Origin of the sequence: Mycobacterium sp. 48b, assembly GCF_048282725.1 — a bacterium.
GTDB lineage: Bacteria > Actinomycetota > Actinomycetes > Mycobacteriales > Mycobacteriaceae > Mycobacterium.
In genome coordinates this window covers 4,683,512-4,706,364 of sequence record NZ_JBLVUL010000001.1, presented here as the reverse complement: position 1 = coordinate 4,706,364, position 22,853 = coordinate 4,683,512, and the positions used below count along the sequence as shown (strand labels likewise).

Below are 22,853 nucleotides of genomic sequence, written 5' to 3'. Positions count from 1 at the left end.
GCGTGGCCGACCACGACGTGATCATCATCGGCGCCGGATTCGCGGGCCTCTACCAGCTATACAAGTTGCGCGAGCTCGGATTCGATGCGCGCATCCTGGAGGCCGGCCCGGAGGTCGGTGGGACCTGGTACTGGAACCGGTATCCGGGGGCCCGCTGCGACATCGAATCGATCGAATACTCCTACTCGTTCGATCCGGAGTTGCAGCAGTCGTGGAACTGGACCGAGCGGTACGCCGCCCAGCCGGAGCTGCTGGCCTATGCCAGACATGTCGCCGACCGCTACGACCTCCGTCGGGACATCAGTTTTGACACCCGGGTTGTCGCAATGGATTTCGACGACACCAGAAACGAGTGGACCGTCACCACCGAAGCAGGCGACCGTGCGATCGCGAACTTCGTGATCGCGGCGACCGGATGCCTGTCCAAACCGTTGGTGCCGTCGTTCGAGGGGCAGGACGATTTCGCTGGCGACATCCTCTGGACATGGGACTGGCCCGCCGGCGGGGCGGACCTGGACGGCAAGCGGGTGGCTGTCGTGGGCACGGGGTCCTCTGGTGTGCAGACGATCACCGCGATCGCGCCGGTGGTCGCATCGTTGACGGTATTCCAGCGCACACCCTCATATGCCGTCCCGGCGCAGAACCGACCGATCGCCGCCGAGCTCGCCGACGTCAAACAGCGTTATCCACAATTCCGCGAGATCAGCAGGCTGTCGCGCGGCGGCGCGCAATGCGGTGACGGCGCCGGTTTGCCGCCGTTCTTCGGAGATCTCGACAGCGACGGCACCCGAGCCGAGCTCGATCGGCGCTGGGATGACGGCGGTCTGTGTTTCCAGCAGTCCTTCTACGATCTGCTGCTCGATCCGACGGCCAATGAGGCTGCCGCAGAATACGTCCGGGATCGCATCCGGCAGAAGGTCACCGACCCGCGGCTTGCCGAGAAGCTGACGCCGCGCAGCTACCCGATCGCGGCGAAGCGGATGTGCGTCAACACCGGCTACTACGAGGTCTACAACCAGGACAACGTCGTGCTGGTCGACCTCAACGAGGAACCGCTGCACCGGATCACCGCACGCGGCATCCTCGCAGGCGACAGCGAGCACGAGTTCGACGTGATCGTGCTGGCCACCGGATTCGACGCCATGACCGGCGCGCTGAACGCGATCGACATCCGCGCCGCCGACGCGAACGGCGCCACGCGCACCCTGCGGGAGAAGTGGGCCGCGGGTCCGCGGACCTATCTCGGGTTGATGTCGGCGGGGTTCCCGAACCTGTTCACCGTCACCGGTCCGCAGAGTCCCTCGGTGCTGTCCAACATGCTCACCTCGATCGAGTATCACGTCGAGTGGATCACTGCGGCGCTCGTACACCTGCGCGCGCACGGACTGAACCGGATGGACGCCGATCTCGCGGCCGAGGACAACTGGGTGAACATCACCAATGACACCGCGGATCTCACGCTGCTGCCGCAAGCCGCATCCTGGTACATGGGTGCCAACGTGCCCGGCAAGCGACGGGTGTTCCTGCCGTTCGTCGGCGGTGTCGGCATCTACAAGCAGATCGGTGACGGCGTGGCCGTGGCGGGTTATCACGGATTCGAGATGGTCTGACCCGACGGGTGGGTGATACTTCTCGGGCGAAAGATCGTGGCGTGAGAAGAGGCAGATGACCCAGCAGGACCAGATCGACGGCGAACCGAGCTCCGTCGCGACTACCGAGGCCCACCCGATGAAGCGGGTGGCGTTCGCCAGCTTCGTCGGCACGGCGATCGAGTTCTACGACTTCTACATCTACGGCACCGCCGCGGCCCTGATCTTCCCCCACGTGTTCTTCCCGAACATGGGCCCGACGATGGCGACGATTTCCTCGCTGGCGACGTTCGCGGTCGCCTTCCTGTCCCGTCCGATCGGGGCAGCGGTGTTCGGGCATTTCGGAGATCGGCTGGGCCGCAAGAAGACTCTGATCGCGACGCTGCTGATCATGGGATTGTCGACGGTGTGCGTGGGTTTGGTGCCTAGCGCTGCGAGCATCGGCATCGCGGCACCGATCATCCTGCTCGTCCTGCGGCTGCTGCAGGGCTTCGCTGTCGGCGGGGAATGGGCCGGGTCGGCGCTGCTGAGCGCGGAGTACGCCCCCGTCGGGAAGCGCGGCATGTACGGGATGTTCACCCAACTCGGTGCCGGCGCCGGCCTGGCCGTGAGCAATCTCGTGGTCTTCATCGTCAGTCTGACCATCGGCGAGAAGAGCGCGGTCTTCCTGGACTGGGGCTGGCGGTTGCCCTTCCTGTTCAGCGCGGTGCTGCTCATCGTGGCGCTGTACGTGCGGCTGAGCATCGACGAGACGCCCGTCTTCGCCCGGGAGCAGGTGACCGGAGGCGTACCCAAGGCGCCGCTGAGCGAACTGTTCCGCACCCAGACCCGACAGGTGGCGCTCGCGGCGGGCTGCATGGTCGGCATCTTCACCATGAGCTTCCTGGGTGGCACCTACCTGATGAGCTACGCCAGCACCCGCATCGGGCACCCGCGCAGCCTGATCCTCGGCGTCGGCGTGCTCGCCGGTGTCGCGCTGATGGCCTTTTCGGCGATTTCGGCGGTGCTGTGCGACCGGTACGGCCGGCGCCGCGTCATTCTCGCCGGTTTCGCTCTGGCCCTGCCGTGGGCGTTCGTGGTGATGCCGCTGATCGACTCCGGCTCACCGGTGGCCTTCGCGGTGGCGATCGCCGGCATCTTCTGCATCTTCGGTCTGTCGTACGGGCCGATCGGGTCCTTCCTGCCTGAGATCTTCGCCACCCGATACCGCTACACCGGCGCGGGTCTCTCGTTCAACCTGGCCGGCATCGTGGGCGGGGCAATTCCACCGTTGGTCGCCGGAGTCCTGGTGGCCACGCTGGGTAGCTGGGCTGTCGGGGCGATGATGGCGGCTTTCGTCGTCGTCAGCATCGTCTCGACCGTCCTGCTGCCCGAGACAAAGGGAACAGAACTGGACGCCGTATCGAGTCACTCCGCGAGGTGACCGTGGCGGGCCGGACGTTTGCGGCCTGCTAAGCTACCCCGCAGTTCGACGTCCTTTAACGATCCGTCCCGAGAGGCGGAGAAGGAGGTCAGGGTCACCTCATGGGCTCTTCAAGTGCCGACCGGGAATTGTTGTCTGCGGCGGACGTCGGCCGCACCATTTCCCGGATCGCCCATCAGATCATCGAAAAGACCGCACTCGACGATCCCGCCGAACGCGAGCGGGTCGTGCTCCTCGGCATCCCCACGCGTGGCGTGACGCTGGCCACGCGCCTGGCCGCCAAGATCAACGAGTTCGCCGGAATCGACGTCGCCCACGGCGCTCTGGATATCACGCTCTACCGCGATGACCTCAATTTCAAGCCACCGCGGCCGCTGGCCGCTACGTCGATCCCGCCCGGCGGCATCGACGATGCGGTGGTGATCCTGGTCGATGACGTCCTGTTCTCGGGGCGGTCGGTGCGCTCGGCGCTGGATGCGCTGCGCGACATCGGCCGGCCGCGGGCGGTGCAACTGGCAGTGCTGGTCGACCGCGGTCATCGCGAACTGCCGGTCCGGGCCGACTACGTCGGCAAGAACGTGCCGACCTCGCGCACCGAGAGTGTCCATGTGCTGCTGTCCGAGGACGACGACCGTGACGGGGTGGTGATTTCAAAGTGACGACACGTCATCTCTTGTCGGCCGGCGACCTCAGCCGTGATGAGGCCACGGCGATCCTCGACGACGCCGACCGGTTCCGCGAGGCGCTGCTGGGCCGCGAGGTCAAGAAGCTGCCCACATTGCGCGGCCGGACCGTCATCACGATGTTCTACGAGAACTCCACCCGGACCCGGGTGTCGTTCGAGGTCGCGGGCAAGTGGATGAGCGCCGACGTGATCAACGTCAGCTCCTCGGGATCCTCGGTGGCCAAAGGGGAGTCGTTGCGCGACACCGCGCTGACACTGCGTGCCGCCGGGGCCGACGCCCTGATCATCCGCCACCCGGCCTCGGGTGCGGCCCAACAGCTCGCCGAGTGGACCGCCGAGGACGGCGGCGGCGGGCCGAGTGTCATCAACGCCGGCGACGGAACCCACGAACACCCCACCCAGGCGCTGCTCGACGCCTTGACCATCCGCCAACGGCTCGGCTCCATCGAGGGCAAGCGGGTGGTGATCGTCGGCGACGTGCTGCACAGCCGGGTGGCCCGGTCGAACGTGTCGCTGCTGGCGACCCTCGGTGCCGAGGTGGTGCTGGTGGCGCCGCCGACACTGCTGCCGGTCGGGGTCTCCGGGTGGCCGGTGACGGTCTCGCACGACCTCGACGCCGAACTGCCCGCCGCCGATGCGGTGTTGATGCTGCGGGTCCAGGCCGAGCGGATGAACGGTGGGTTCTTCCCGTCCGCCCGCGAATACTCGGTGCGTTACGGCTTGTCGGAGAAGCGCCAGGCCATGCTGCCCGGCAACGCCGTGGTGCTGCACCCGGGACCGATGCTGCGCGGCATGGAGATCGCGTTCCCGGTCGCCGACTCCTCGCAATCAGCTGTTCTGCAACAGGTTTCAAATGGTGTCCACGTACGGATGGCGGTGCTGTTCCATCTGCTGGTGGGCGCGGATCGGGAGGCGATCAGCGTATGACGAAACACATCGCAGGCTCGAATCCGCCGGTCCTCATCCGCGGTGTCCGTCTCTACGGCGAGGGTGACGCGCTCGACGTGCTGATCGCCGATGGGCAGATCGCCGAGATCGGTGCGGGCCTCAAGGCTCCCGAGGACGCCGAGGTGATCGACGCCTCAGGCCAGGTGCTGTTGCCGGGCTTCGTCGATCTGCACACCCATCTGCGCGAGCCGGGCCGTGAATACGCCGAGGACATCGAAACAGGTTCAGCGGCAGCCGCTCTGGGTGGATACACCGCGGTGTTCGCGATGGCCAACACCGATCCGGTCGCGGACTCCGCGGTGGTCACCGACCACGTGTGGAACCGCGGCCAGCAGGTGGGCCTGGTCGACGTGCACCCGGTGGGTGCGGTCACCGTCGGCCTCGAAGGCAAGCAGCTCACCGAGATGGGTCTGATGGCCGCCGGTGTCGGCCAGGTCCGGATGTTCTCCGACGACGGTCTGTGCGTGCACGATCCGCTGGTGATGCGTCGGGCGCTGGAATACGCCACCGGCCTCGGGGTGCTCATCGCCCAGCATGCCGAAGAGCCGCGCCTGACCGTCGGCGCGGTCGCCCACGAGGGACCCAACGCGGCCAAACTCGGGCTGGCGGGCTGGCCGCGCTCGGCCGAGGAATCGATCGTCGCCCGCGACGCGATCCTGGCCCGCGATGCCGGTGCCCGGGTGCACATCTGCCACGCCTCCACGGCGGGCACCGTGGAACTGCTGAAATGGGCCAAGGCGCAAGGCATCTCGATCACGGCCGAGGTCACCCCGCACCACCTGCTGCTCGACGACGGCCGGTTGGCCAGCTACGACGGGCGCAACCGGGTCAACCCGCCGCTGCGGGAATCCAGCGATGCCGAGGCGCTGCGTCAGGCTCTGGCCGACGGAGTCATCGACTGCGTGGCCACCGACCATGCCCCGCACGCCGAGCACGAGAAGTGCTGCGAATTCTCGGTTGCCCGCCCGGGCATGCTCGGCCTGCAGACCGCGTTGTCGGTGGTGGCCGAAACCATGGTGCGCCCCGGCCTGCTGACCTGGCGCGGCGTCGCAAAGGTGATGAGCGAGGCTCCAGCTGCCATCGTCGGACTGCCCGACCAGGGCCGGCCGCTGGAGGTGGGGGAGCCGGCCAACCTCACGGTGATCGACCCTGACGCGACCTGGACCGTCGAGGGCGACGAGTTGGCCAGCCGCTCGGACAACACACCTTTCGAATCGATGACGCTGCCGGCGACCGTGACCGCCACGCTGCTGCGGGGCAAGATCACCGCGCTCGACGGGAAGCCGGGGCCACGGTGAACACGCCTACCCTGATTGCGTCACTGGTGCTGGCCGCCCTGCTGGCCGTGCTGATCGCCTTCCTGATCCGCCAGATGATGCGCGGCTGGCTGCATCGCGTGCAGCGCCAGGCCGAGCTGATCGGCACCCTGCCGACGCTGCCCGACACGGTCGGCGCGGCGACGATCGCGGCAACCAAGGGGATGTACGTCGGCAGCACGCTGGTACCGCACTGGAACGACAAGGTCGCCGCTGGCGATCTGGGCTTCCGGACCAAGGCGGTGCTGACGCGCTATCCCGAGGGAATCATGATGCAGCGCAGCGGTGCCGGGCCGATCTGGATCCCTGCCGAGTCGGTCACCGCGATCAGGACCGAGCGCGGAATCGCAGGCAAGGCACTGACTTACGACGGAATCCTGGCCATCAGGTGGCGGCTGCCCTCGGGCACCGAGATCGACACCGGGTTCCGCGCCGACAATCGCGCAGAGTACGACCGCTGGCTGGAGGAAGAGGCATGACGAACAATCGAAATGGTAAGGCGGTCCTGGTACTTGAGGACGGGCGCGTCTTCACCGGTACGACATTCGGGGCGGTCGGGCAGACCCTCGGCGAGGCGGTGTTCTCCACCGGCATGTCGGGCTACCAGGAAACGCTCACCGACCCCAGCTACCACGGCCAGATCGTGGTCGCGACCGCGCCGCAGATCGGCAACACCGGCTGGAACACCGAGGACGGTGAAAGCCGCGACGACAAGATCTGGGTGGCCGGCTACGCCGTCCGAGACCCCTCGCCACGCGCGTCGAACTGGCGCGCCAGCGGCACCCTCGACGACGAGTTGGTCCGGCAGGGCATCGTGGGCATCGCCGGGATCGACACCCGCGCAGTGGTGCGCCACCTGCGTACGCGCGGGTCGATGAAGGCCGGGGTGTTCTCCGGCGAGGCATTGGCGGGGACCGACGAGTTGGTGGCCCGCGTTCTCGACCAGCCCTCGATGCTGGGCGCGGATCTGGCCGGCCAGGTGAGCACCCAGAGCTCTTACGTCGTGGAACCTGAAGGCGGCCACCGTTTCACGGTCGCGGCGGTCGACCTCGGCATCAAGACCAACACTCCGCGCAATTTCGCCCGGCGCGGGATCCGCAGCCATGTCCTGCCGTCGTCGGTGACCTTCGACCAGATCGCCGACCTCAAGCCCGACGGGGTGTTCCTGTCCAACGGCCCCGGTGACCCGGCCACCGCCGATCACATCGTCGCGGTGACCCGCGAGGTGCTCGGCGCCGGAATCCCGTTGTTCGGCATCTGCTTCGGCAACCAGATCCTGGGCCGCGCGCTGGGCCGGTCCACCTACAAGATGGTGTTCGGCCACCGCGGCATCAACATCCCGGTGATCGATCACATCACCGGGCGGGTCGCGATCACCGCCCAGAACCACGGCTTCGCCCTGGAGGGCGAAGCGGGGGAGCAGTTCGGCACCCCCTTCGGCACCGCAGAAGTCAGCCACACCTGTGCCAACGACGGTGTGGTCGAAGGCATCCGGCTGGCTGACGGCCGGGCGTTCTCGGTCCAGTACCACCCGGAGGCCGCGGCCGGCCCGCACGATGCCGAGTACCTGTTCGACCAGTTCGTCGACCTGATGGCAGGAGAGAAGTAATGCCACGTCGCTCTGACCTCAACCACGTGCTGGTGATCGGGTCCGGCCCGATCGTCATCGGTCAGGCCTGCGAATTCGACTACTCGGGCACGCAGGCCTGCCGGGTGCTGCGTTCGGAGGGCATCCAGGTCAGCCTGGTCAACTCGAACCCGGCGACGATCATGACCGATCCCGAATACGCCGACAACACCTATGTCGAGCCGATCACCTGGGAGTTCGTCGAGAAGGTCATCGTCCAGCAGGCCGAGCGCGGCAACAAGATCGACGCCGTGCTGGCCACCCTCGGCGGGCAGACCGCGCTGAACACCGCGGTGGCCCTGCACGACAACGGTGTGCTGGAGAAGTACGGAGTCGAGCTCATCGGCGCCGACTTCGAGGCCATTCAGCGCGGCGAGGACCGGCAGAAGTTCAAGGACATCGTCGCCAAGGTGGGAGGCGAGTCGGCGAAGTCCAGGGTGTGTTTCACCATGGACGAGGTTCGCGACACGGTCGCCGAGCTGGGACTGCCCGTCGTCGTCCGCCCCTCGTTCACCATGGGTGGGCTGGGATCGGGCATGGCGTACTCGGCCGAGGACGTCGAGCGGATGGCCGGTGACGGGCTGGCCGCCTCGCCGTCGGCGAACGTGCTGATCGAGGAATCCATCTACGGCTGGAAGGAATTCGAGCTCGAGCTGATGCGCGACAGTCGCGACAACGTCGTGGTGGTCTGCTCGATCGAGAACTTCGATCCCATGGGCGTGCACACCGGCGACTCGGTGACCGTCGCGCCGGCGATGACACTGACCGACCGCGAATACCAGAAGATGCGCGACCTGGGCATCGCGATCCTGCGCGAGGTGGGCGTCGACACCGGTGGCTGCAACATCCAGTTCGCGATCGACCCGAGTGACGGGCGCCTGATCGTCATCGAGATGAACCCGCGGGTGTCGCGGTCCTCGGCACTGGCCTCGAAGGCCACAGGCTTCCCGATCGCCAAGATCGCGGCGAAGCTGGCCATCGGCTACACCCTCGACGAGATCATCAACGACATCACCAAGGAAACGCCTGCCTGCTTCGAGCCCACGCTGGACTACGTCGTCGTCAAGGCGCCGCGGTTCGCGTTCGAGAAGTTCCCCGGCGCCGACGCCACCCTCACCACCACGATGAAGTCGGTCGGTGAAGCGATGTCGTTGGGCCGCAACTTCATCGAGGCCCTCGGCAAGGTGATGCGGTCGCTGGAGACCAGCCGGGCCGGGTTCTGGACGGGCCCGGATCCGGACGTGACCGTCGAACAGCTGCTGACCGGCCTGCGCACCCCGGTGGACGGCAGGCTCTACGACATCGAGCACGCGCTGCGCCTGGGTGCCAGCGTCGAGCAGGTGGCCGAGGCCTCCGGCGTCGACCCGTGGTTCGTCGAGCAGATCGCCGGTCTGGTCGCGCTGCGGGTCGAGCTGCTGGAAGCGCCGGTGCTCGACGCCGAACTGCTGCGCCGGGCCAAGCACAGCGGGCTCTCGGATCGCCAGATCGCCGCTCTGCGACCGGAACTGGCCGGCGAGTCGGGTGTGCGCGCGCTGCGCCGCCGGCTCGGCATCCACCCGGTGTACAAGACCGTCGACACCTGTGCGGCGGAGTTCGACGCCAAGACGCCGTACCACTACAGCAGCTACGAGCTCGATCCCGCCGCGGAGACCGAGGTGGCCCCGCAGACCGAGAAGCCCAAGGTGCTGATCCTGGGCTCCGGACCGAACCGAATCGGCCAGGGCATCGAATTCGACTACAGCTGCGTGCATGCCGCGACCACGTTGAGCGCGGTCGGGTTCGAGACCGTGATGGTCAACTGCAACCCCGAGACGGTGTCCACCGACTACGACACCGCCGACCGGCTGTACTTCGAGCCGCTCACTTTCGAGGATGTGCTGGAGGTCTACTACGCCGAGGACGCCTCGGGCAAGGGCGAGGACGGGGCCGGCCCCGGTGTCGTCGGGGTGATCGTTCAGCTCGGTGGCCAGACTCCGCTGGGCCTGGCCAAGCGTCTCGAAGAGGCCGGGGTCCCGATCGTGGGCACCGGGCCCGACGCCATCGACCTGGCCGAGGACCGCGGGCTGTTCGGCGAGGTTCTGGTCAACGCCGGCCTGCCCGCCCCGCGGTTCGGGACCGCTACCAGCTTCGAGCAGGCCCGCCGGATCGCCTCCGACATCGGCTATCCCGTGCTGGTCCGCCCCTCCTACGTGCTGGGCGGGCGCGGCATGGAGATCGTCTATGACGAGGGGACCCTAGAGGGCTACATCGCCCGCGCCACCCAGCTGTCCCCGGAACACCCCGTGCTGGTCGACCGGTTCCTGGAAGACGCGATCGAGATCGACGTCGACGCGCTGTGCGACGGCAACGAGGTGTACGTCGGCGGCATCATGGAGCACATCGAGGAGGCCGGTATCCACTCCGGTGACTCGGCGTGCGCGCTGCCCCCGGTGACGTTGGGCCGCAGCGACATCGAAGCGGTACGCCGCGCGACCGAGGCCATCGCCCACGGCATCGGTGTGGTCGGGCTGCTGAACGTCCAGTACGCGCTAAAGGACGACGTGCTCTACGTGCTGGAGGCCAACCCGCGTGCCAGCCGCACGGTGCCGTTCGTGTCCAAGGCGACCGCGGTGCCGCTCGCCAAGGCCTGCGCCCGGGTGATGCTGGGTGCCACCATCGCCGAGTTGCGTGCGGAAGGCCTGCTGAACAAGAACAGCGACGGGGCCACCATCGCCCGCAACGCCCCGGTGGCGGTCAAGGAAGCCGTGCTGCCGTTCCACCGGTTCCGCCGTGCCGACGGTGCCCAGGTCGATTCGCTGCTGGGACCCGAGATGAAGTCGACCGGCGAGGTGATGGGCATCGACCACGACTTCGGCACCGCCTTCGCCAAGAGCCAGACCGCAGCCTACGGGTCGCTGCCGGCGCAGGGCACCGTCTTCGTCTCGGTGGCCAACCGCGACAAGCGGTCCCTGGTGTTCCCGGTGAAGCGCCTCGCTGATCTCGGATTCCGGGTGCTGGCCACCGAGGGAACCGCAGAGATGCTGCGCCGCAACGGCATTCCCTGTGATGAGGTGCGAAAGCACTCTGAGCAGCCCAGTGGAGACCGCGATCTCCCGTCCGCGGTCGACGTCATCAAGGCCGGCGAGGTCGACATGGTGATCAACACCCCGTACGGGAATTCCGGGCCGCGCGTCGACGGTTACGAGATCCGGTCGGCCGCAGTGTCGATGAACATTCCGTGCGTGACGACGGTGCAGGGCGCCTCGGCCGCGGTGCAGGGCATCGAAGCGGGAATCCGCGGCGACATCGGTGTGATGTCACTGCAGGAACTGCACAGCGAGCTGGAATCGCGCTGACGATGGAGGCTTTCGGGCAACGGCTGGCCGACGCGGTGTCGGAGCGGGGGCCGCTGTGCCCCGGCATCGACCCCCATCCTGAGCTGCTGCGGGCCTGGGGGCTGTCCGCCGACGCCGAAGGGCTGGCCACGTTCAGCGACATCTGTGTGACGGCATTCGCCGGCTTCGCGGTGGTCAAGCCACAGGTGGCGTTCTTCGAGGCCTACGGCTCGGCGGGTTTCGCGGTGCTGGAACGCACGATGGCCGCCTTGCGGGAGGCCGGCGTGCTGGTGCTGGCCGACGCCAAGCGTGGGGATATCGGCTCGACGATGGCCGCCTACGCCGCGGCGTGGGCCGGTGACTCGCCGCTGGCGGCTGACGCGGTGACCGCGTCGCCGTATCTGGGCTTCGGTTCGTTACAGCCCTTGCTGGACACCGCCGCGGCCCATGGCCGCGGCGTGTTCGTGCTGGCGGCGACCTCCAACCCGGAGGGGCCGAGTGTGCAGCGCGCGATGGCCGGCTCACGCACGGTCGCACAATCCATCGTCGACGACGTCGCCGCGGTGAACCGGGAGGCGGGCCGGTCCACGGGCTCCGTCGGTGTGGTGGTCGGGGCGACCGTGACCGAACTGCCCGATCTCAGCGCGCTGGGAGGGCCGGTGCTGGTTCCCGGCGTCGGGGCCCAGGGCGGCCGCGCCGACGCGCTCGGCGGATTCGGTGGGGCGCAACTGGTCCTGCCCACGGTGTCGCGCGAGGTGCTGCGTGCGGGGCCGGAGGTGGCCGATCTGCGTGCGGCAGCCGAGCGCCTGCGCGACGAAGTCGCCTATCTCGCCTGACCGCGCGCCCCGTCGCGTGGGCCGTTTTGGTTGTGCCCTGCGCCGTTTTCCACACCTGGGCCGTGGTCGCCGCGGCGTCGCGACCCAGGCGTGGAAAACGATGACCGATACGAGAAGCGGTCGAGCACAATCAGATTGACTGGTTGCCCGTCAGACCTGTTGCGGCGCAGGCCGTCACAGCGGGATCCAGATGCCGAAGAACCAGAAACCCCACGCGTTGTAGCCCGGATCGAAAATGGGTGTCACCCAGCTGCCGTTGTAGTTGAACGGCTGGTGGTCGAACCGGCCCTGGTCCATGCCGCGCCAGGACAGGTCCGGGGGTGGCGGGCCCCAATGCCGGCCATGGTCGTCCGGTCCACCGGGACCACCGGGACCACCGGGGCCTCGGTCACCCGGCCATCCGGGTCCACCTGGTCCGCCGGGGCCACCCGGACCCCCGGGCCAGCCTGGCCCGTCATGGCCTCCTGGGCCGCCGGGACGGTCCGGTCCACCGGGTCCGCCTGGTCCGCCCGGCCCGCCGGGGTGTTCGGGCCCTCCTGGGCCTCCTGGGCCGCCAGGACGGTCGGGTCCGCCTGGCCCTCCCGGTCCGCCTGGTCCTGGCCCACCTGGCCCCTGGCAATTGCCGAAACCGCAGGGCGGCCCGGGTTGGGCGGCCGCTACACCCGCTCCCGCCGCCAGAGTGGCGGTTCCGAGAGCTATGGCGAGGGCAGAAGCGCAGGTCAAGCGCTTGATGTTCATGTCCAGCTTCCCTTCGGGGGTCATGGATTCCCGACCACGAGAGGCTATTTAGCCAAGCTGTGTAATCGCTATGTGGCAATTAGGCGCGGGCTGGGCGTCGTGAAAGGCACCCGCCTGACGTGCGCGTCATCGGTTCCGACACGCCCGACACGCCGTGACCAGCGAAAATTTTCTCGAATACCCGGTGGTAACCGGGTCCGGTGGCGTCGGAACCGGTGTCGGAGGCCTGGATAGTTAGCTGTCGATCGCTCGAAAAGCATTGACTTGCAGGAATATCCGGTTCTACGGGGCGCCGCCGGCGATGCCGTACCCCGTTTTCGGAGAGAAATCGGCGGTCGCCCGCGCGCACTACACGCTGGGCTTTTAGCGTCGTAACCAGGGGGTGGCGTTCGCTTTCGTCAGCCAGCGTGGGTAGGTTCGTCGTCGCTGGCTGGTTTGCACTCCAGCCGTAAAAAACAAGAGATGGCCGAAGAAGAATCGCCAGGAGACGGAGGAACCCGTGGCCCTTCCCCAGTTGACCGACGAACAGCGCGCGGCAGCGTTGGAGAAGGCTGCTGCCGCACGTCGAGCGCGAGCCGAGCTCAAGGATCGACTCAAGCGCGGCGGCACCAACCTCAAGCAGGTGCTCACCGACGCCGAGACCGACGAGGTCTTGGGCAAGATGAAGGTCTCCGCGCTGCTGGAGGCCCTGCCCAAGGTCGGCAAGGTCAAGGCACAGGAAATCATGACCGAGCTGGAGATCGCCCCGACCCGCCGTCTGCGCGGCCTCGGTGATCGTCAGCGTAAGGCCCTCCTGGAGAAGTTCGACCAGTAGAGGCTCCGGCATTGAGCGCTGGTAGAGGGGCCGGACAACGCACAGCGACGGCTCCGGTCGTCGTGTTGTCCGGCCCCTCCGCCGTCGGAAAGTCCACTGTGGTCCGCTGTCTGCGGGAGAGGCTTCCCGACCTGTATTTCTCCGTGTCGGTCACGACCAGGGCGCCGCGCCCTGGCGAGGTCGACGGAGTCGATTACTCATTCGTGTCCGCCGAACGGTTCCAGCAGCTGATCGATGACGGTGAGCTGCTCGAGTGGGCCGACATCCATGGCGGATTGCATCGCTCCGGCACGCCTGCCCAGCCGGTGCGGGACGCCACCCGGGCCGGGCGCCCGGTGCTGATCGAGGTCGATCTGGCCGGTGCGCAAGCGGTCAAGCAGGCCATGCCCGAGGTGGTGTCGGTGTTCCTGGCACCGCCTAGCTGGGACGAACTGGTCAGCCGGCTGTCCGGTCGGGGCACCGAGTCGCCCGAGGTGATGGCCAGGCGATTGGAGACGGCGCGGGCCGAAATGGCCGCCAAATCCGACTTTGACCAGGTCGTGGTAAACCGCCAGTTGGATACTGCGTGTGCTGAATTGGTATCCTTGCTGGTGGACAGTCGATGACTCATCGTGGCAGGACCGACGCGATCGGATTCGCGAGCCACCAGCACGCTGTTCGCAAACAGCATTTTCGCCATAACCGCCAGGAGACTTTTTAGTGAGCACCCCGCACGCCGATGCGCAGCTGGCCGCTGCGGACGACATCGATTCGTCCGCCGCCAGCGCCTACGACACTCCGCTGGGCATCACCAACCCGCCCATCGACGAGTTGCTGGACCGCGCGTCGAGCAAGTACGCGCTGGTGATCTACGCCGCCAAGCGCGCGCGTCAGATCAACGACTACTACAACCAGCTGGGTGACGGCATCCTCGAGTACGTCGGCCCGCTGGTCGAGCCCGGTCTGCAGGAGAAGCCGCTGTCCATCGCGATGCGGGAGATCCACGAAGACCTGCTCGAGCACACCGAGGGCGGCGAGTAGCCAGGCCAGGGCCGGGCACGTGAGCGCGGGTAAGCGAATCGTCGTCGGTGTGGCCGGCGGCATTGCCGCCTACAAGGCGTGCACCCTGGTCCGTCAACTCACCGAGGCCGGACACTCGGTGCGCGTATTGCCCACCGAGTCGGCCCTGCGGTTCGTCGGAGCCGCCACGTTCGAAGCCCTGTCGGGCAATCCCGTGCACACCGGTGTGTTCACCGATGTGCACGAGGTGCCGCACGTCCGGATCGGCCAGGAAGCCGATCTGGTCGTCGTCGCACCCGCCACCGCCGACCTGCTGGCGCGTGCCGTGGCCGGCCGCGCCGACGACCTGCTGACCGCCACGCTGCTCACGGCGCGATGTCCGGTGCTGTTCGCCCCGGCCATGCACACCGAGATGTGGTTTCACCCGGCCACCGTCGACAACGTGGCCACGCTGCGTCGTCGCGGCGCGGTGGTGCTGGAACCCGCATCCGGGCGGCTCACGGGAGCCGACAGCGGCGCAGGACGGCTACCCGAGGCCGAAGAGATCGCCACCTTCGCGCAGTTGCTGCTGGAGCGGGGTGACGCCCTGCCGTACGACCTGGCCGGGGTCAAGGCCCTGGTGACGGCCGGCGGCACCCGCGAACCCCTCGATCCGGTGCGGTTCATCGGCAATCGCAGTTCCGGCAAGCAGGGATACGCCGTGGCCAGGGTCCTGGCCCAGCGCGGCGCCGACGTGACACTGGTCGCCGGCAACACCGCCGGTCTGGTCGATCCGGCCGGCGTCAACGTCGTGCACATCGGTTCGGCCGCACAGTTGCGCGACGCGGTGTCCAAATACGCCCCCGAATCCAACGTCCTGGTGATGGCCGCGGCCGTCGCCGACTTCCGACCTGCCCAGGTGGCCACCAGCAAGATCAAAAAGGGCGGCGCCTCCGAACCCAGCTCCATCGACCTCGTCCGCAACGACGACGTGCTGGCCGGGGCAGTGCGCGCCCGTACCGACGGGCAGCTGCCGAACATGCAGGCCATCGTCGGTTTCGCTGCCGAGACCGGCGACGCCAACGGCGACGTGTTGTTCCACGCCAGGGCCAAACTCCAGCGCAAGGGATGCGACCTGCTGGTGGTCAACGCGGTCGGGGAGAACCGGGCGTTCGAGGTCGACAACAACGATGGTTGGTTGCTGAGCGCCGACGGCGCCGAGGCCGCACTCGAGCACGGTTCAAAGACTCTGATGGCCACCCGTATCGTGGACGCGATCGCGGCGTTTCTGGGCAAGCACGACGGGTGATCCGACGTACGCATCAGGATGCGGCAAAGGGTTGCGCATTCGCGTCCCACGCGCTTGGGTGCAACAGGGCATGGATATTATTCGCCTAACTAAGTAGTTTTGAGATTGAGAACTTTTTCAGATCGGCAGGAAGGAAGCAGACCGTGAGCCAAGGTCGCCTGTTTACCAGTGAGTCGGTAACCGAAGGACACCCCGACAAGATCTGTGATGCGATCAGCGACTCGGTGCTCGACGCGCTGCTGGAGCAGGATCCCAAGTCGCGGGTCGCGGTGGAGACGCTGGTCACCACCGGTCAGGTGCACGTCGCGGGGGAGGTCACCACCTCCGCCTACGCCGACATTCCGAAGATCGTCCGTGACCGCATCCTGGAGATCGGCTACGACTCGTCGACCAAGGGCTTCGACGGCGCGTCCTGCGGTGTGAACATCGCCATCGGTGCGCAGTCGCCCGACATCGCCCAGGGTGTGGACACCGCCCATGAGGCGCGTGTCGAAGGGGCCGGCGATCCGCTGGACGCCCAGGGCGCCGGTGACCAGGGCCTGATGTTCGGGTACGCCATCGGCGACACCCCCGAGCTGATGCCGCTGCCCATCGCACTGGCCCACCGGCTGTCACGAAGGCTGACCGAGGTCCGCAAGAACGGCGTGCTCGACTACCTGCGCCCGGACGGCAAGACACAGGTCACCATCGCCTACGACGGCAAGACCCCGGTGCGGCTGGACACCGTGGTGCTGTCCACGCAGCACGCCGACGGCATCGACCTCGACGGCACCCTGACCCCGGACATCCGGGAGAAGGTCGTCAACACCGTGCTGGCAGACCTCAACCACGAGACGCTGGACACCTCCGATTTCCGCCTGCTGGTCAACCCGACCGGCAAGTTCGTGCTCGGCGGCCCGATGGGTGACGCCGGCCTGACCGGCCGCAAGATCATCGTCGACACCTACGGCGGCTGGGCCCGCCACGGCGGCGGCGCCTTCTCCGGCAAGGATCCGTCAAAGGTGGACCGGTCGGCGGCGTACGCGATGCGCTGGGTGGCCAAGAACGTCGTCGCCGCCGGCCTGGCGGAGCGGGTCGAGGTGCAGGTGGCCTACGCGATCGGCAAGGCCGCCCCGGTCGGTCTGTTCGTCGAGACCTTCGGCACCGAGACCGTCGACCCGGCCCGCATCGAGAAGGCCATCAGTAGTGTGTTCGATCTTCGTCCCGGCGCGATCATCCGCGACCTGGACCTGCTGCGGCCGATCTATGCCCAGACGGCGGCCTACGGCCACTTCGGGCGCACCGACATCGAACTGCCGTGGGAACAGCTGAACAAGGTCGAGGACCTGAAGGCCTCGGTCTAGTTCCGCTGCCGAGCAGACGCCGAAGCCCCCGCCATTGTGCGGGGGCTTTCGCGTCTTTTCGGTTCTTTGCTGGGTGATCAGCGCACAGCATGAACACAGACCGATACCGTCAGGCAGACCGACACGGCCACCGCGACAGCCACACAGACCGAGACATCACTGACGCCGGCGCCGACTACGAGGTGAACGCGTAGTCGTCCAGGGGGAAGCTGCGGCTCCGCCAGTACGCCTCGAACGTGGTGGCTGGCCGGAGCGGCACGTCCCCGTTGCGGTCGAAGTAGTAGCTGTTGGCCAGGCTGCAGCTGTCCTGCCAGAAGATCTGGCGGTGACGCTTGCGCATCATCTCGGCGAAATACCGGTCGTTGGCCTCCTGGCGGACCTCGACGCGGTGGGCCGTCCGGCGGTCGGCCTGCTCGATACACCGCACCAGATGGCGGGTTTGGGCCTCGATCATCGCGAAGTACGACGACCCGACGTAGCCGTACGGACCCATCACGGAGAAGAAGTTCGCGAAACCGGGAACGCTGACACCCTCGTAGGCCTGCATCCGGTGCTGCTTCCAGAATTCGCTCAGCGACTGCCCTCCCGAGCCCACGATGTCGAACGTCAGCGCGTCGACGTCCATCACCTTGAAGCCGGTGGCCAGGATCAGCACGTCGACGTCATGGCTCTCACCGTCGGTGGTGGCGACGCCCGAACTCGTGATCTTGTCGATCGGCTCGGTGACCAACCGGACGTTGTCCCGGTTGAATGTGGCCAGATAGGTGTTGTGGAAGCCAGGTCGTTTACATCCCACCGCATACCGCGGTGTGAGCTTGTCCCGCACTTCCGGATCACGGACCTGTTGACGTAGATAGGCCCTTCCGGCCGCGCCCGCGCGCTTGGCGAACGGGTTGATCGTGAAGTACTGCGCGGCGAGCGGGAACGTGAACTCCACGTACGCCTGGCTGATCAGGCGATGCAGCGTCCGGCCGCCGGGCAGGCGCAGCGCCCAGCGTGCGACCGGTGGGATCGGCACATCGAACTTCGGGAAGCACCAGATCGGGGTGCGCTGGAACACGGTGAGCTGCTTGACCTTCGGAGCGATTTCGGGGATCACCTGGACCGCTGACGCGCCGGTTCCCACGATCGCCACCCGCTTACCCGTCAAATCCAGGGTGTGGTCCCACCGGGCGGTGTGCACCGTGACCCCGGCGAAGGAGTCCACGCCGTCGATCTCGGGCAGCTTCGGGACGGTCAGCACCCCGCTGGCGTTGACCAGGAACCGAGCTGTCAGGGTCTCACCCGAGTCGAGGTCGAGCCGCCACAGGTTCTCGTCGTCATCGAAGACTGCGCGGGCAACCGTGGCGTTGAACCTGATCCGGGGCCGCAGGCCGTACTTGTCGACGCAGTTGTCGGCGTAGGCGCGCAACTCGTTGCCGGGGGCATAGGTGCGTGACCACACCCGCGACTGCTCGAACGAGAACTGGTAGGAGAACGACGGGATATCCACGGCAACACCCGGATAGGTGTTCCAGAACCAGGTTCCCCCGGCTCCGTCCCCGGCCTCCAGGATCAGGTAGTCGTGCAGCCCCGCCTTGTCCAAGGCGATCGCGGTGCCGATGCCGGAGAATCCGGCGCCGACGATGAGGGTGTGAAAGTCGGGCATCAGGCCACCTCCCGGCTGCGTCCGATCATGTGGACGCCGTGTTTGGGTCGCAATGTCAACGTAGCCTCCAACTCCACCGGGTGATCGGGATTGAGATCGAACGCGCACCGTCGACTCATGATCGCGGCGATCAGCACCATCTCCATCAGCGCGAAACTCTGTCCGATGCAGATCCGGCGTCCGCCGCCGAAGGGGAGATAGGCCGAGCGCGGGCGGTTCTTGGTCGAATCCCCGAGGAAACGACCGGGATCAAAGGTTTCCGGATCCAGCCACCACCGTGTGTCGTGGTGGATCTGGTGAATCGGGATGATCACCGTGGTGCCCGGACGGATGTGGTGGCCGTCGATGTCGTCGGGCTCGACGGCCTCACGCGCGATGATCCACACCGCGGAGTAGTACCGCTGCGACTCCTGCAGGCATGCGGTGGTCCACGGCAGCATGGTCAGGTCGGCGGCTGCCGGACGACGCGCCCCGATCACGTCATCCACCTCGGCCAGCATCCGGTCCCTGGCCTCGGGATGGCGCGCCATCAGGTACCAGAACCACGCCATCGCGTTGGCGGTCGTCTCGTGTCCCGCGAGCATGAACGTCAGCGCCTCGTCCCGGACGCGCTGGCGGGGCCAGGTTCCCTCGTCCGCGCCGAACAACACGTTGAGCAGGTCGGCCGATTCTGTCGGGTGGGCAAGACGTTCGTCGAGCACGGTGTTCACCGCGGCGTCCAGGGCCAGGGCGATCCGCTGGCCTTCGCGCAGCGGTGGCGGCAGGCGGATCCCGGAGAACGTGCTCGACGCCAACGCCTCGTAGACCGGGCGGGGGAGCAGGCCCAAGAGCCCGAGCCTGGCCAGCAGCTCGGTGCGTCTGAGTCCACGCGTCGTGAGGTCTCGCATGCTGTGCACGATCGGCCCGAAATCTTGGCTGAACAGTGCGTTGGACACGACTCGGAGGGTGGTTTCCACCATGGCCGCGTGCATGTCGAACTGCACGCCGTCGCCCTGCTCGCTGAGCTCGTTCGTCGCTCGTTCGATCGGGTCGATCATCAGGTCGACGATCGTATTGAGGTGACGGCGTGCGAACGTCGGATTCAGTGCCGTCCGGTGACCGGCCCAGGAGTTGCCTTCGTCGGTCAGCAGGTTGATCCCCGCTGCGGCCCGAATCGGCTCGTACTCGTTGGACTTGACGTAGCGGAGGCGCGCCTGGTGCAGCACGTGGTCGACGTAATCGGGATGGGTGATCGACACGAAACGTCTACCTGCGCAGCGGAATCGGGTGATATCCCGGCCTTGGGTCCGGGCGAGGAAGCCTCCGTCGGTGCTGAACCCGACGGTGATGGCCTCGCGCGTCATGGTCCACGTGCTCAGTCGTGCCGCCGGCGCCGCCATGAATCCAGCGTATGAGTGACAGCGCCGAGGAGGAATGGGACTATCGGACACGGAGTTGGGATTTTGGGACAGCGGGTGGGAGGTGGGCCATGGCCAGGTCGGGCTCATCGTGGTCTGCGGACGTGTGCCATCCGATCCATGCCACCAGGGTGCTGTGCGAGGTGGCCGTGGAGCGCGGCGTCGCGGCGGCGCAGGTCCTGGCCGGAACCGGTGTGACGCCGGCCGATCTCGATGACCCCGATGGCGTGATCAGCGCGCACGACGAGATCCTGGCCGTGCGTCATCTGCAGGCCCGGCTTCCCGACGCGCCCGGACTGGGTATCGATGTCGGTGGCCGGTCAGCCCTGACTCACATGGGGTTGTTCGGATTCGCGGTGATGTCCTGTGCCACGCTGCGAGAGCTGTTCAGCATCGGAATGCGCTATTTCGCCCTGACCACCCTGCAGATCGATCTGCAACTGTTCGAGGGTGCCGAAGATTGCGTACTGGAACTCAACGCCGGCCATCTGCCCCGCGACGTCCAGCGTTTCTTCGTCGAGCGCGATATCGCCGGAATGATAGCCACCACGGCAAGTTTCGCGTATCCGGTGGTGGCGCAATACGCCGACCGGATAACCGCCGAGGTGTCGATCGACGAAGACGTGCTGCAGCCGCTGCTGACATTGATGCCGCTACCCAACGTGGCGTTCGGCCGTGCCCACTCCCGGTTGCACTTTCCCCGCCGCATGTTCGACGAGCCACTGCCACAGGCCGATCCGTACACCCTCGACCTCTGCATCGCCCAGTGCGATGCGCTGATGCAACGATACGAGCACCGTCGCGGTATCACTGCTGTGGTGCGCAGCAAGCTTTTTCGCGACACCGGCCGGTTTCCGGCCCTGCCCGAGGTGGCCGCCGAGCTCGACATGCATCCACGCACCTTGCGGCGCCGACTCGCCGATGAGGGCAGCTCATTCCGCGCGTTGGTGAACGAGGCCCGCTCGGCGCTCGCGCGCGACCTGCTGTGCAATGTCGGGTTGACGGTGGACGAGGTGTCGCGGCGGCTCGGATACACCGAGACCTCGACGTTCTGCCACGCGTTCAAACGCTGGCACGGAGTGCCACCCAGCACGTTCGCGCAGACACGCTAGTCAATTGAACCGCGGGGAACGGCCGTTCGTTTCACACTAGGCCGAGGCCGGAACGGGAAAGGGACACAACCACGATGGAATCCGATGACGACTCTCCGACGGCAGACGAGCAGGGGGACGTCGAACCGCAGGCCCAATCCCCGGGTGCCCGACCGGTGCTCAGCCGCCGAGGAGCGCTGCTCGGTCTGGCCGCGGTCGGTGGTGTCGCGGCAGTCGGTGTCGGCGGTCTCGCCGAGGCTGCGGGCTGGCTGCGACCCGATGCGCTGACGCCCGCCGATTTCGCCGACCGATTCGAACAGATCGCCGGTCGTCACGAGGGATTCCGCCGCAACCACGCCAAGGGTTTGGCCGCGACGGGAACGTTCACCAGCACGGGCGCGGGCGCCCAGGTGAGCAGGGCGGCGGTGTTCAAACCCGGCACTGTGCCAGTCGTCGGCAGGTTCTCACTGTCGGGCGGACTACCCGACCAACCCGACAAGACCGACACCGTCCGCGGACTGGGCCTGATGTTCCCGCTGCCGGACGGGCAACAGTGGCGCATCGCGATGGTCAACGTCCCGGTGTTCACCGACAACACCCCGCGGGGCTTCTACGACCGGATGCTCGCGTCCCGCCCACAACCGCAGACCGGTAAGCCCGACCCGCAGTCGATGGCGGACTTCCTGGCACGCCATCCGGAGACGGCGGCGGCGATGAAGATCATCAAACAGAGCCCGCCGAGCGCCGGATTCGCCGACAGCACCTTCCGCGGCCTCCACGCCTTCCGCGCCACCAACGGCCAGGGTGAGACCACTTTCATCCGGTGGACAGCCGTGCCCGTGTCCGAACAGCCTGCCGAACCGCCCCAGAACAAGGACGAGAACGGCCTGTTCGACGCACTGATCGACACGGTGGCGCACGGCCCGGTCAGTTGGAAACTGATCCTCACGCTGGCCGAACCCGGCGATCCCACCGACGACCCCACACTGCCGTGGCCGGCGAACCGCCCGACGATCGACGCGGGCACCATCACCATCGACGCCGTCCACACCGAGGCCCCCGGCAACGCCCGCGACATCAACTTCGACCCGCTGGTGCTGCCCGACGGACTGGCCGCCTCCGACGATCCGGTGCTGAGCGCGCGATCCGCGGTCTATGCCCGCTCGTTCAACCGGCGGGCCCGAGAACCCAAGTCGCCCAGCGCGGTCGTGGTTCCCGGGGGTGAGCGATGACCACGGAGACGAAACCGCCGATCACCCGCTTCAACCTGCCGGCCAGGCTGCTGCACTGGTCGATGGCGGCAATGGTGATCGCGCAGTTCTTCATCGGCGTCACGATGATCGCCGCACTCAGCTACTACCCGTTGCTACTCGCCATCCACCGTCCGCTGGGCATCGCGATCCTGGTATTCGCGATCGTGCGACTCGCCAACCGGCTGACCCGTCGGCTGCCGCCGTTCCTGGCCACGATGGGGCCTGTGGAACGGCGGGTCGCCAGCTACTCCGAATACCTCTTGTACGCACTGCTGTTGGTACAGCCCCTGATCGGGTGGGCCATGCTGTCGGCCGCGCAGTCACCGGTCGTGCTGGTGGGGGCGTTGCAGCTGCCGGCGATCGCCCCGCACAACATCACGCTGTACGCCGCGCTGCGCACGGCCCACACCGTCGCGGCCTACCTGCTGTTCGCCACGTTCACCGCCCACATCTGTGCGGTGGTGTTTCACACCGTTGGGCTACGCGACGGCATCCTGCATCGAATGTCGTTGTGGCCCAACAGAAAGCATCCCGGGGAATAGGG

20 protein-coding genes are annotated in these 22,853 nt (G+C 67.2%); 17 read left to right on the top strand and 3 right to left on the bottom strand.

What is annotated here, in order from left to right; all coding sequences use genetic code 11:
- Window positions 1-2: 2 nt before the first annotated feature.
- The 9 genes from ACNQR1_RS22955 (at window position 3) to pyrF (ending at window position 11,738) form a co-directional block, all read left to right on the top strand.
- Window positions 3-1,610 carry a flavin-containing monooxygenase gene (locus ACNQR1_RS22955; protein ID WP_418048000.1) on the top strand — a complete coding sequence of 536 codons (1,608 nt, stop codon included), beginning with the start codon at window positions 3-5 and terminating at the stop codon, window positions 1,608-1,610.
- A 55-nt stretch (window positions 1,611-1,665) separates the two neighbouring features.
- Window positions 1,666-3,012, top strand: a complete 1,347-nt coding sequence (locus ACNQR1_RS22950) for an MFS transporter (RefSeq protein WP_418047999.1) — start codon at window positions 1,666-1,668, stop codon at window positions 3,010-3,012.
- A gap of 101 nt (window positions 3,013-3,113) precedes the next feature.
- Window positions 3,114-3,671, top strand: a complete 558-nt coding sequence (pyrR, locus tag ACNQR1_RS22945) for a bifunctional pyr operon transcriptional regulator/uracil phosphoribosyltransferase PyrR (protein ID WP_418047998.1) — start codon at window positions 3,114-3,116, stop codon at window positions 3,669-3,671.
- Window positions 3,668-4,624 (top strand): aspartate carbamoyltransferase catalytic subunit, encoded by a 957-nt coding sequence (locus ACNQR1_RS22940; RefSeq protein ID WP_418047997.1) that lies wholly within the window; start codon window positions 3,668-3,670, stop codon window positions 4,622-4,624. The genes pyrR and ACNQR1_RS22940 overlap by 4 nt, the downstream gene beginning before the upstream one ends.
- A complete protein-coding gene (locus ACNQR1_RS22935; protein ID WP_418047996.1) occupies window positions 4,621-5,943 on the top strand; it encodes a dihydroorotase in 1,323 nt (440 codons plus the stop codon). Before ACNQR1_RS22940 ends, ACNQR1_RS22935 begins: the two co-directional genes overlap by 4 nt.
- Window positions 5,940-6,440, top strand: coding sequence for a transporter (locus tag ACNQR1_RS22930; protein WP_418047995.1), 501 nt, complete (start codon window positions 5,940-5,942; stop codon window positions 6,438-6,440). The genes ACNQR1_RS22935 and ACNQR1_RS22930 overlap by 4 nt, the downstream gene beginning before the upstream one ends.
- Window positions 6,437-7,570, top strand: a complete 1,134-nt coding sequence (gene carA / locus ACNQR1_RS22925) for a glutamine-hydrolyzing carbamoyl-phosphate synthase small subunit (protein ID WP_418047994.1) — start codon at window positions 6,437-6,439, stop codon at window positions 7,568-7,570. Before ACNQR1_RS22930 ends, carA begins: the two co-directional genes overlap by 4 nt.
- Window positions 7,570-10,923 carry a carbamoyl-phosphate synthase large subunit gene (gene carB / locus ACNQR1_RS22920; protein ID WP_418047993.1) on the top strand — a complete coding sequence of 1,118 codons (3,354 nt, stop codon included), beginning with the start codon at window positions 7,570-7,572 and terminating at the stop codon, window positions 10,921-10,923. The genes carA and carB overlap by 1 nt, the downstream gene beginning before the upstream one ends.
- A 2-nt stretch (window positions 10,924-10,925) precedes the next feature.
- A complete protein-coding gene (gene pyrF / locus ACNQR1_RS22915) occupies window positions 10,926-11,738 on the top strand; it encodes an orotidine-5'-phosphate decarboxylase (RefSeq protein ID WP_418047992.1) in 813 nt (270 codons plus the stop codon).
- Between the two features lie 174 nt (window positions 11,739-11,912).
- On the opposite strand, the gene ACNQR1_RS22910 is transcribed toward pyrF, so the two are convergent.
- Window positions 11,913-12,476 carry a hypothetical protein gene (locus ACNQR1_RS22910; protein ID WP_418050460.1) on the bottom strand — a complete coding sequence of 188 codons (564 nt, stop codon included), beginning with the start codon at window positions 12,474-12,476 and terminating at the stop codon, window positions 11,913-11,915.
- A gap of 499 nt (window positions 12,477-12,975) precedes the next feature.
- On the opposite strand from ACNQR1_RS22910, the gene mihF reads away from it, so the two are divergent.
- The 5 genes from mihF to metK all read left to right on the top strand — a co-directional run bounded on the left by mihF (window position 12,976) and on the right by metK (window position 16,920).
- On the top strand, window positions 12,976-13,290 hold the full coding sequence (gene mihF / locus ACNQR1_RS22905; RefSeq protein ID WP_003880790.1) for an integration host factor, actinobacterial type: 315 nt from the start codon (window positions 12,976-12,978) through the stop codon (window positions 13,288-13,290).
- An 11-nt stretch (window positions 13,291-13,301) separates the two neighbouring features.
- Window positions 13,302-13,895, top strand: coding sequence for a guanylate kinase (gene gmk, locus ACNQR1_RS22900; RefSeq protein ID WP_418047991.1), 594 nt, complete (start codon window positions 13,302-13,304; stop codon window positions 13,893-13,895).
- A gap of 94 nt (window positions 13,896-13,989) precedes the next feature.
- The gene (gene rpoZ, locus ACNQR1_RS22895) at window positions 13,990-14,310 is read left to right on the top strand and encodes a DNA-directed RNA polymerase subunit omega (protein ID WP_044518192.1); all 321 of its coding nucleotides are present in this window, start codon (window positions 13,990-13,992) and stop codon (window positions 14,308-14,310) included.
- A gap of 19 nt (window positions 14,311-14,329) precedes the next feature.
- Entirely contained in the window at window positions 14,330-15,577 is a 1,248-nt protein-coding gene (coaBC, locus tag ACNQR1_RS22890) for a bifunctional phosphopantothenoylcysteine decarboxylase/phosphopantothenate--cysteine ligase CoaBC (protein WP_418047990.1), read from the top strand.
- Between the two features lie 143 nt (window positions 15,578-15,720).
- Complete coding sequence (metK, locus tag ACNQR1_RS22885; RefSeq protein ID WP_418047989.1) at window positions 15,721-16,920, top strand: methionine adenosyltransferase; 1,200 nt, start codon at window positions 15,721-15,723, stop codon at window positions 16,918-16,920.
- Between the two features lie 175 nt (window positions 16,921-17,095).
- On the opposite strand, the gene ACNQR1_RS22880 is transcribed toward metK, so the two are convergent.
- Entirely contained in the window at window positions 17,096-18,568 is a 1,473-nt protein-coding gene (locus tag ACNQR1_RS22880) for a flavin-containing monooxygenase (protein ID WP_418047988.1), read from the bottom strand.
- Window positions 18,568-19,947: a cytochrome P450 gene (locus tag ACNQR1_RS22875; RefSeq protein WP_418047987.1), complete on the bottom strand. Its 1,380-nt coding sequence runs from the start codon at window positions 19,945-19,947 to the stop codon at window positions 18,568-18,570. Before ACNQR1_RS22875 ends, ACNQR1_RS22880 begins: the two co-directional genes overlap by 1 nt.
- An 89-nt stretch (window positions 19,948-20,036) precedes the next feature.
- Between ACNQR1_RS22875 and ACNQR1_RS22870 the strand changes: the two genes are divergently transcribed.
- The 3 genes from ACNQR1_RS22870 to ACNQR1_RS22860 all read left to right on the top strand — a co-directional run bounded on the left by ACNQR1_RS22870 (window position 20,037) and on the right by ACNQR1_RS22860 (window position 22,851).
- Window positions 20,037-21,077, top strand: coding sequence for an AraC family transcriptional regulator ligand-binding domain-containing protein (locus tag ACNQR1_RS22870; RefSeq protein WP_418047986.1), 1,041 nt, complete (start codon window positions 20,037-20,039; stop codon window positions 21,075-21,077).
- A gap of 74 nt (window positions 21,078-21,151) precedes the next feature.
- Complete coding sequence (locus ACNQR1_RS22865; protein WP_418047985.1) at window positions 21,152-22,288, top strand: catalase family peroxidase; 1,137 nt, start codon at window positions 21,152-21,154, stop codon at window positions 22,286-22,288.
- Window positions 22,285-22,851: a cytochrome b gene (locus tag ACNQR1_RS22860; RefSeq protein ID WP_418047984.1), complete on the top strand. Its 567-nt coding sequence runs from the start codon at window positions 22,285-22,287 to the stop codon at window positions 22,849-22,851. The genes ACNQR1_RS22865 and ACNQR1_RS22860 overlap by 4 nt, the downstream gene beginning before the upstream one ends.
- The last annotated feature ends 2 nt before the right edge of the window (window positions 22,852-22,853 follow it).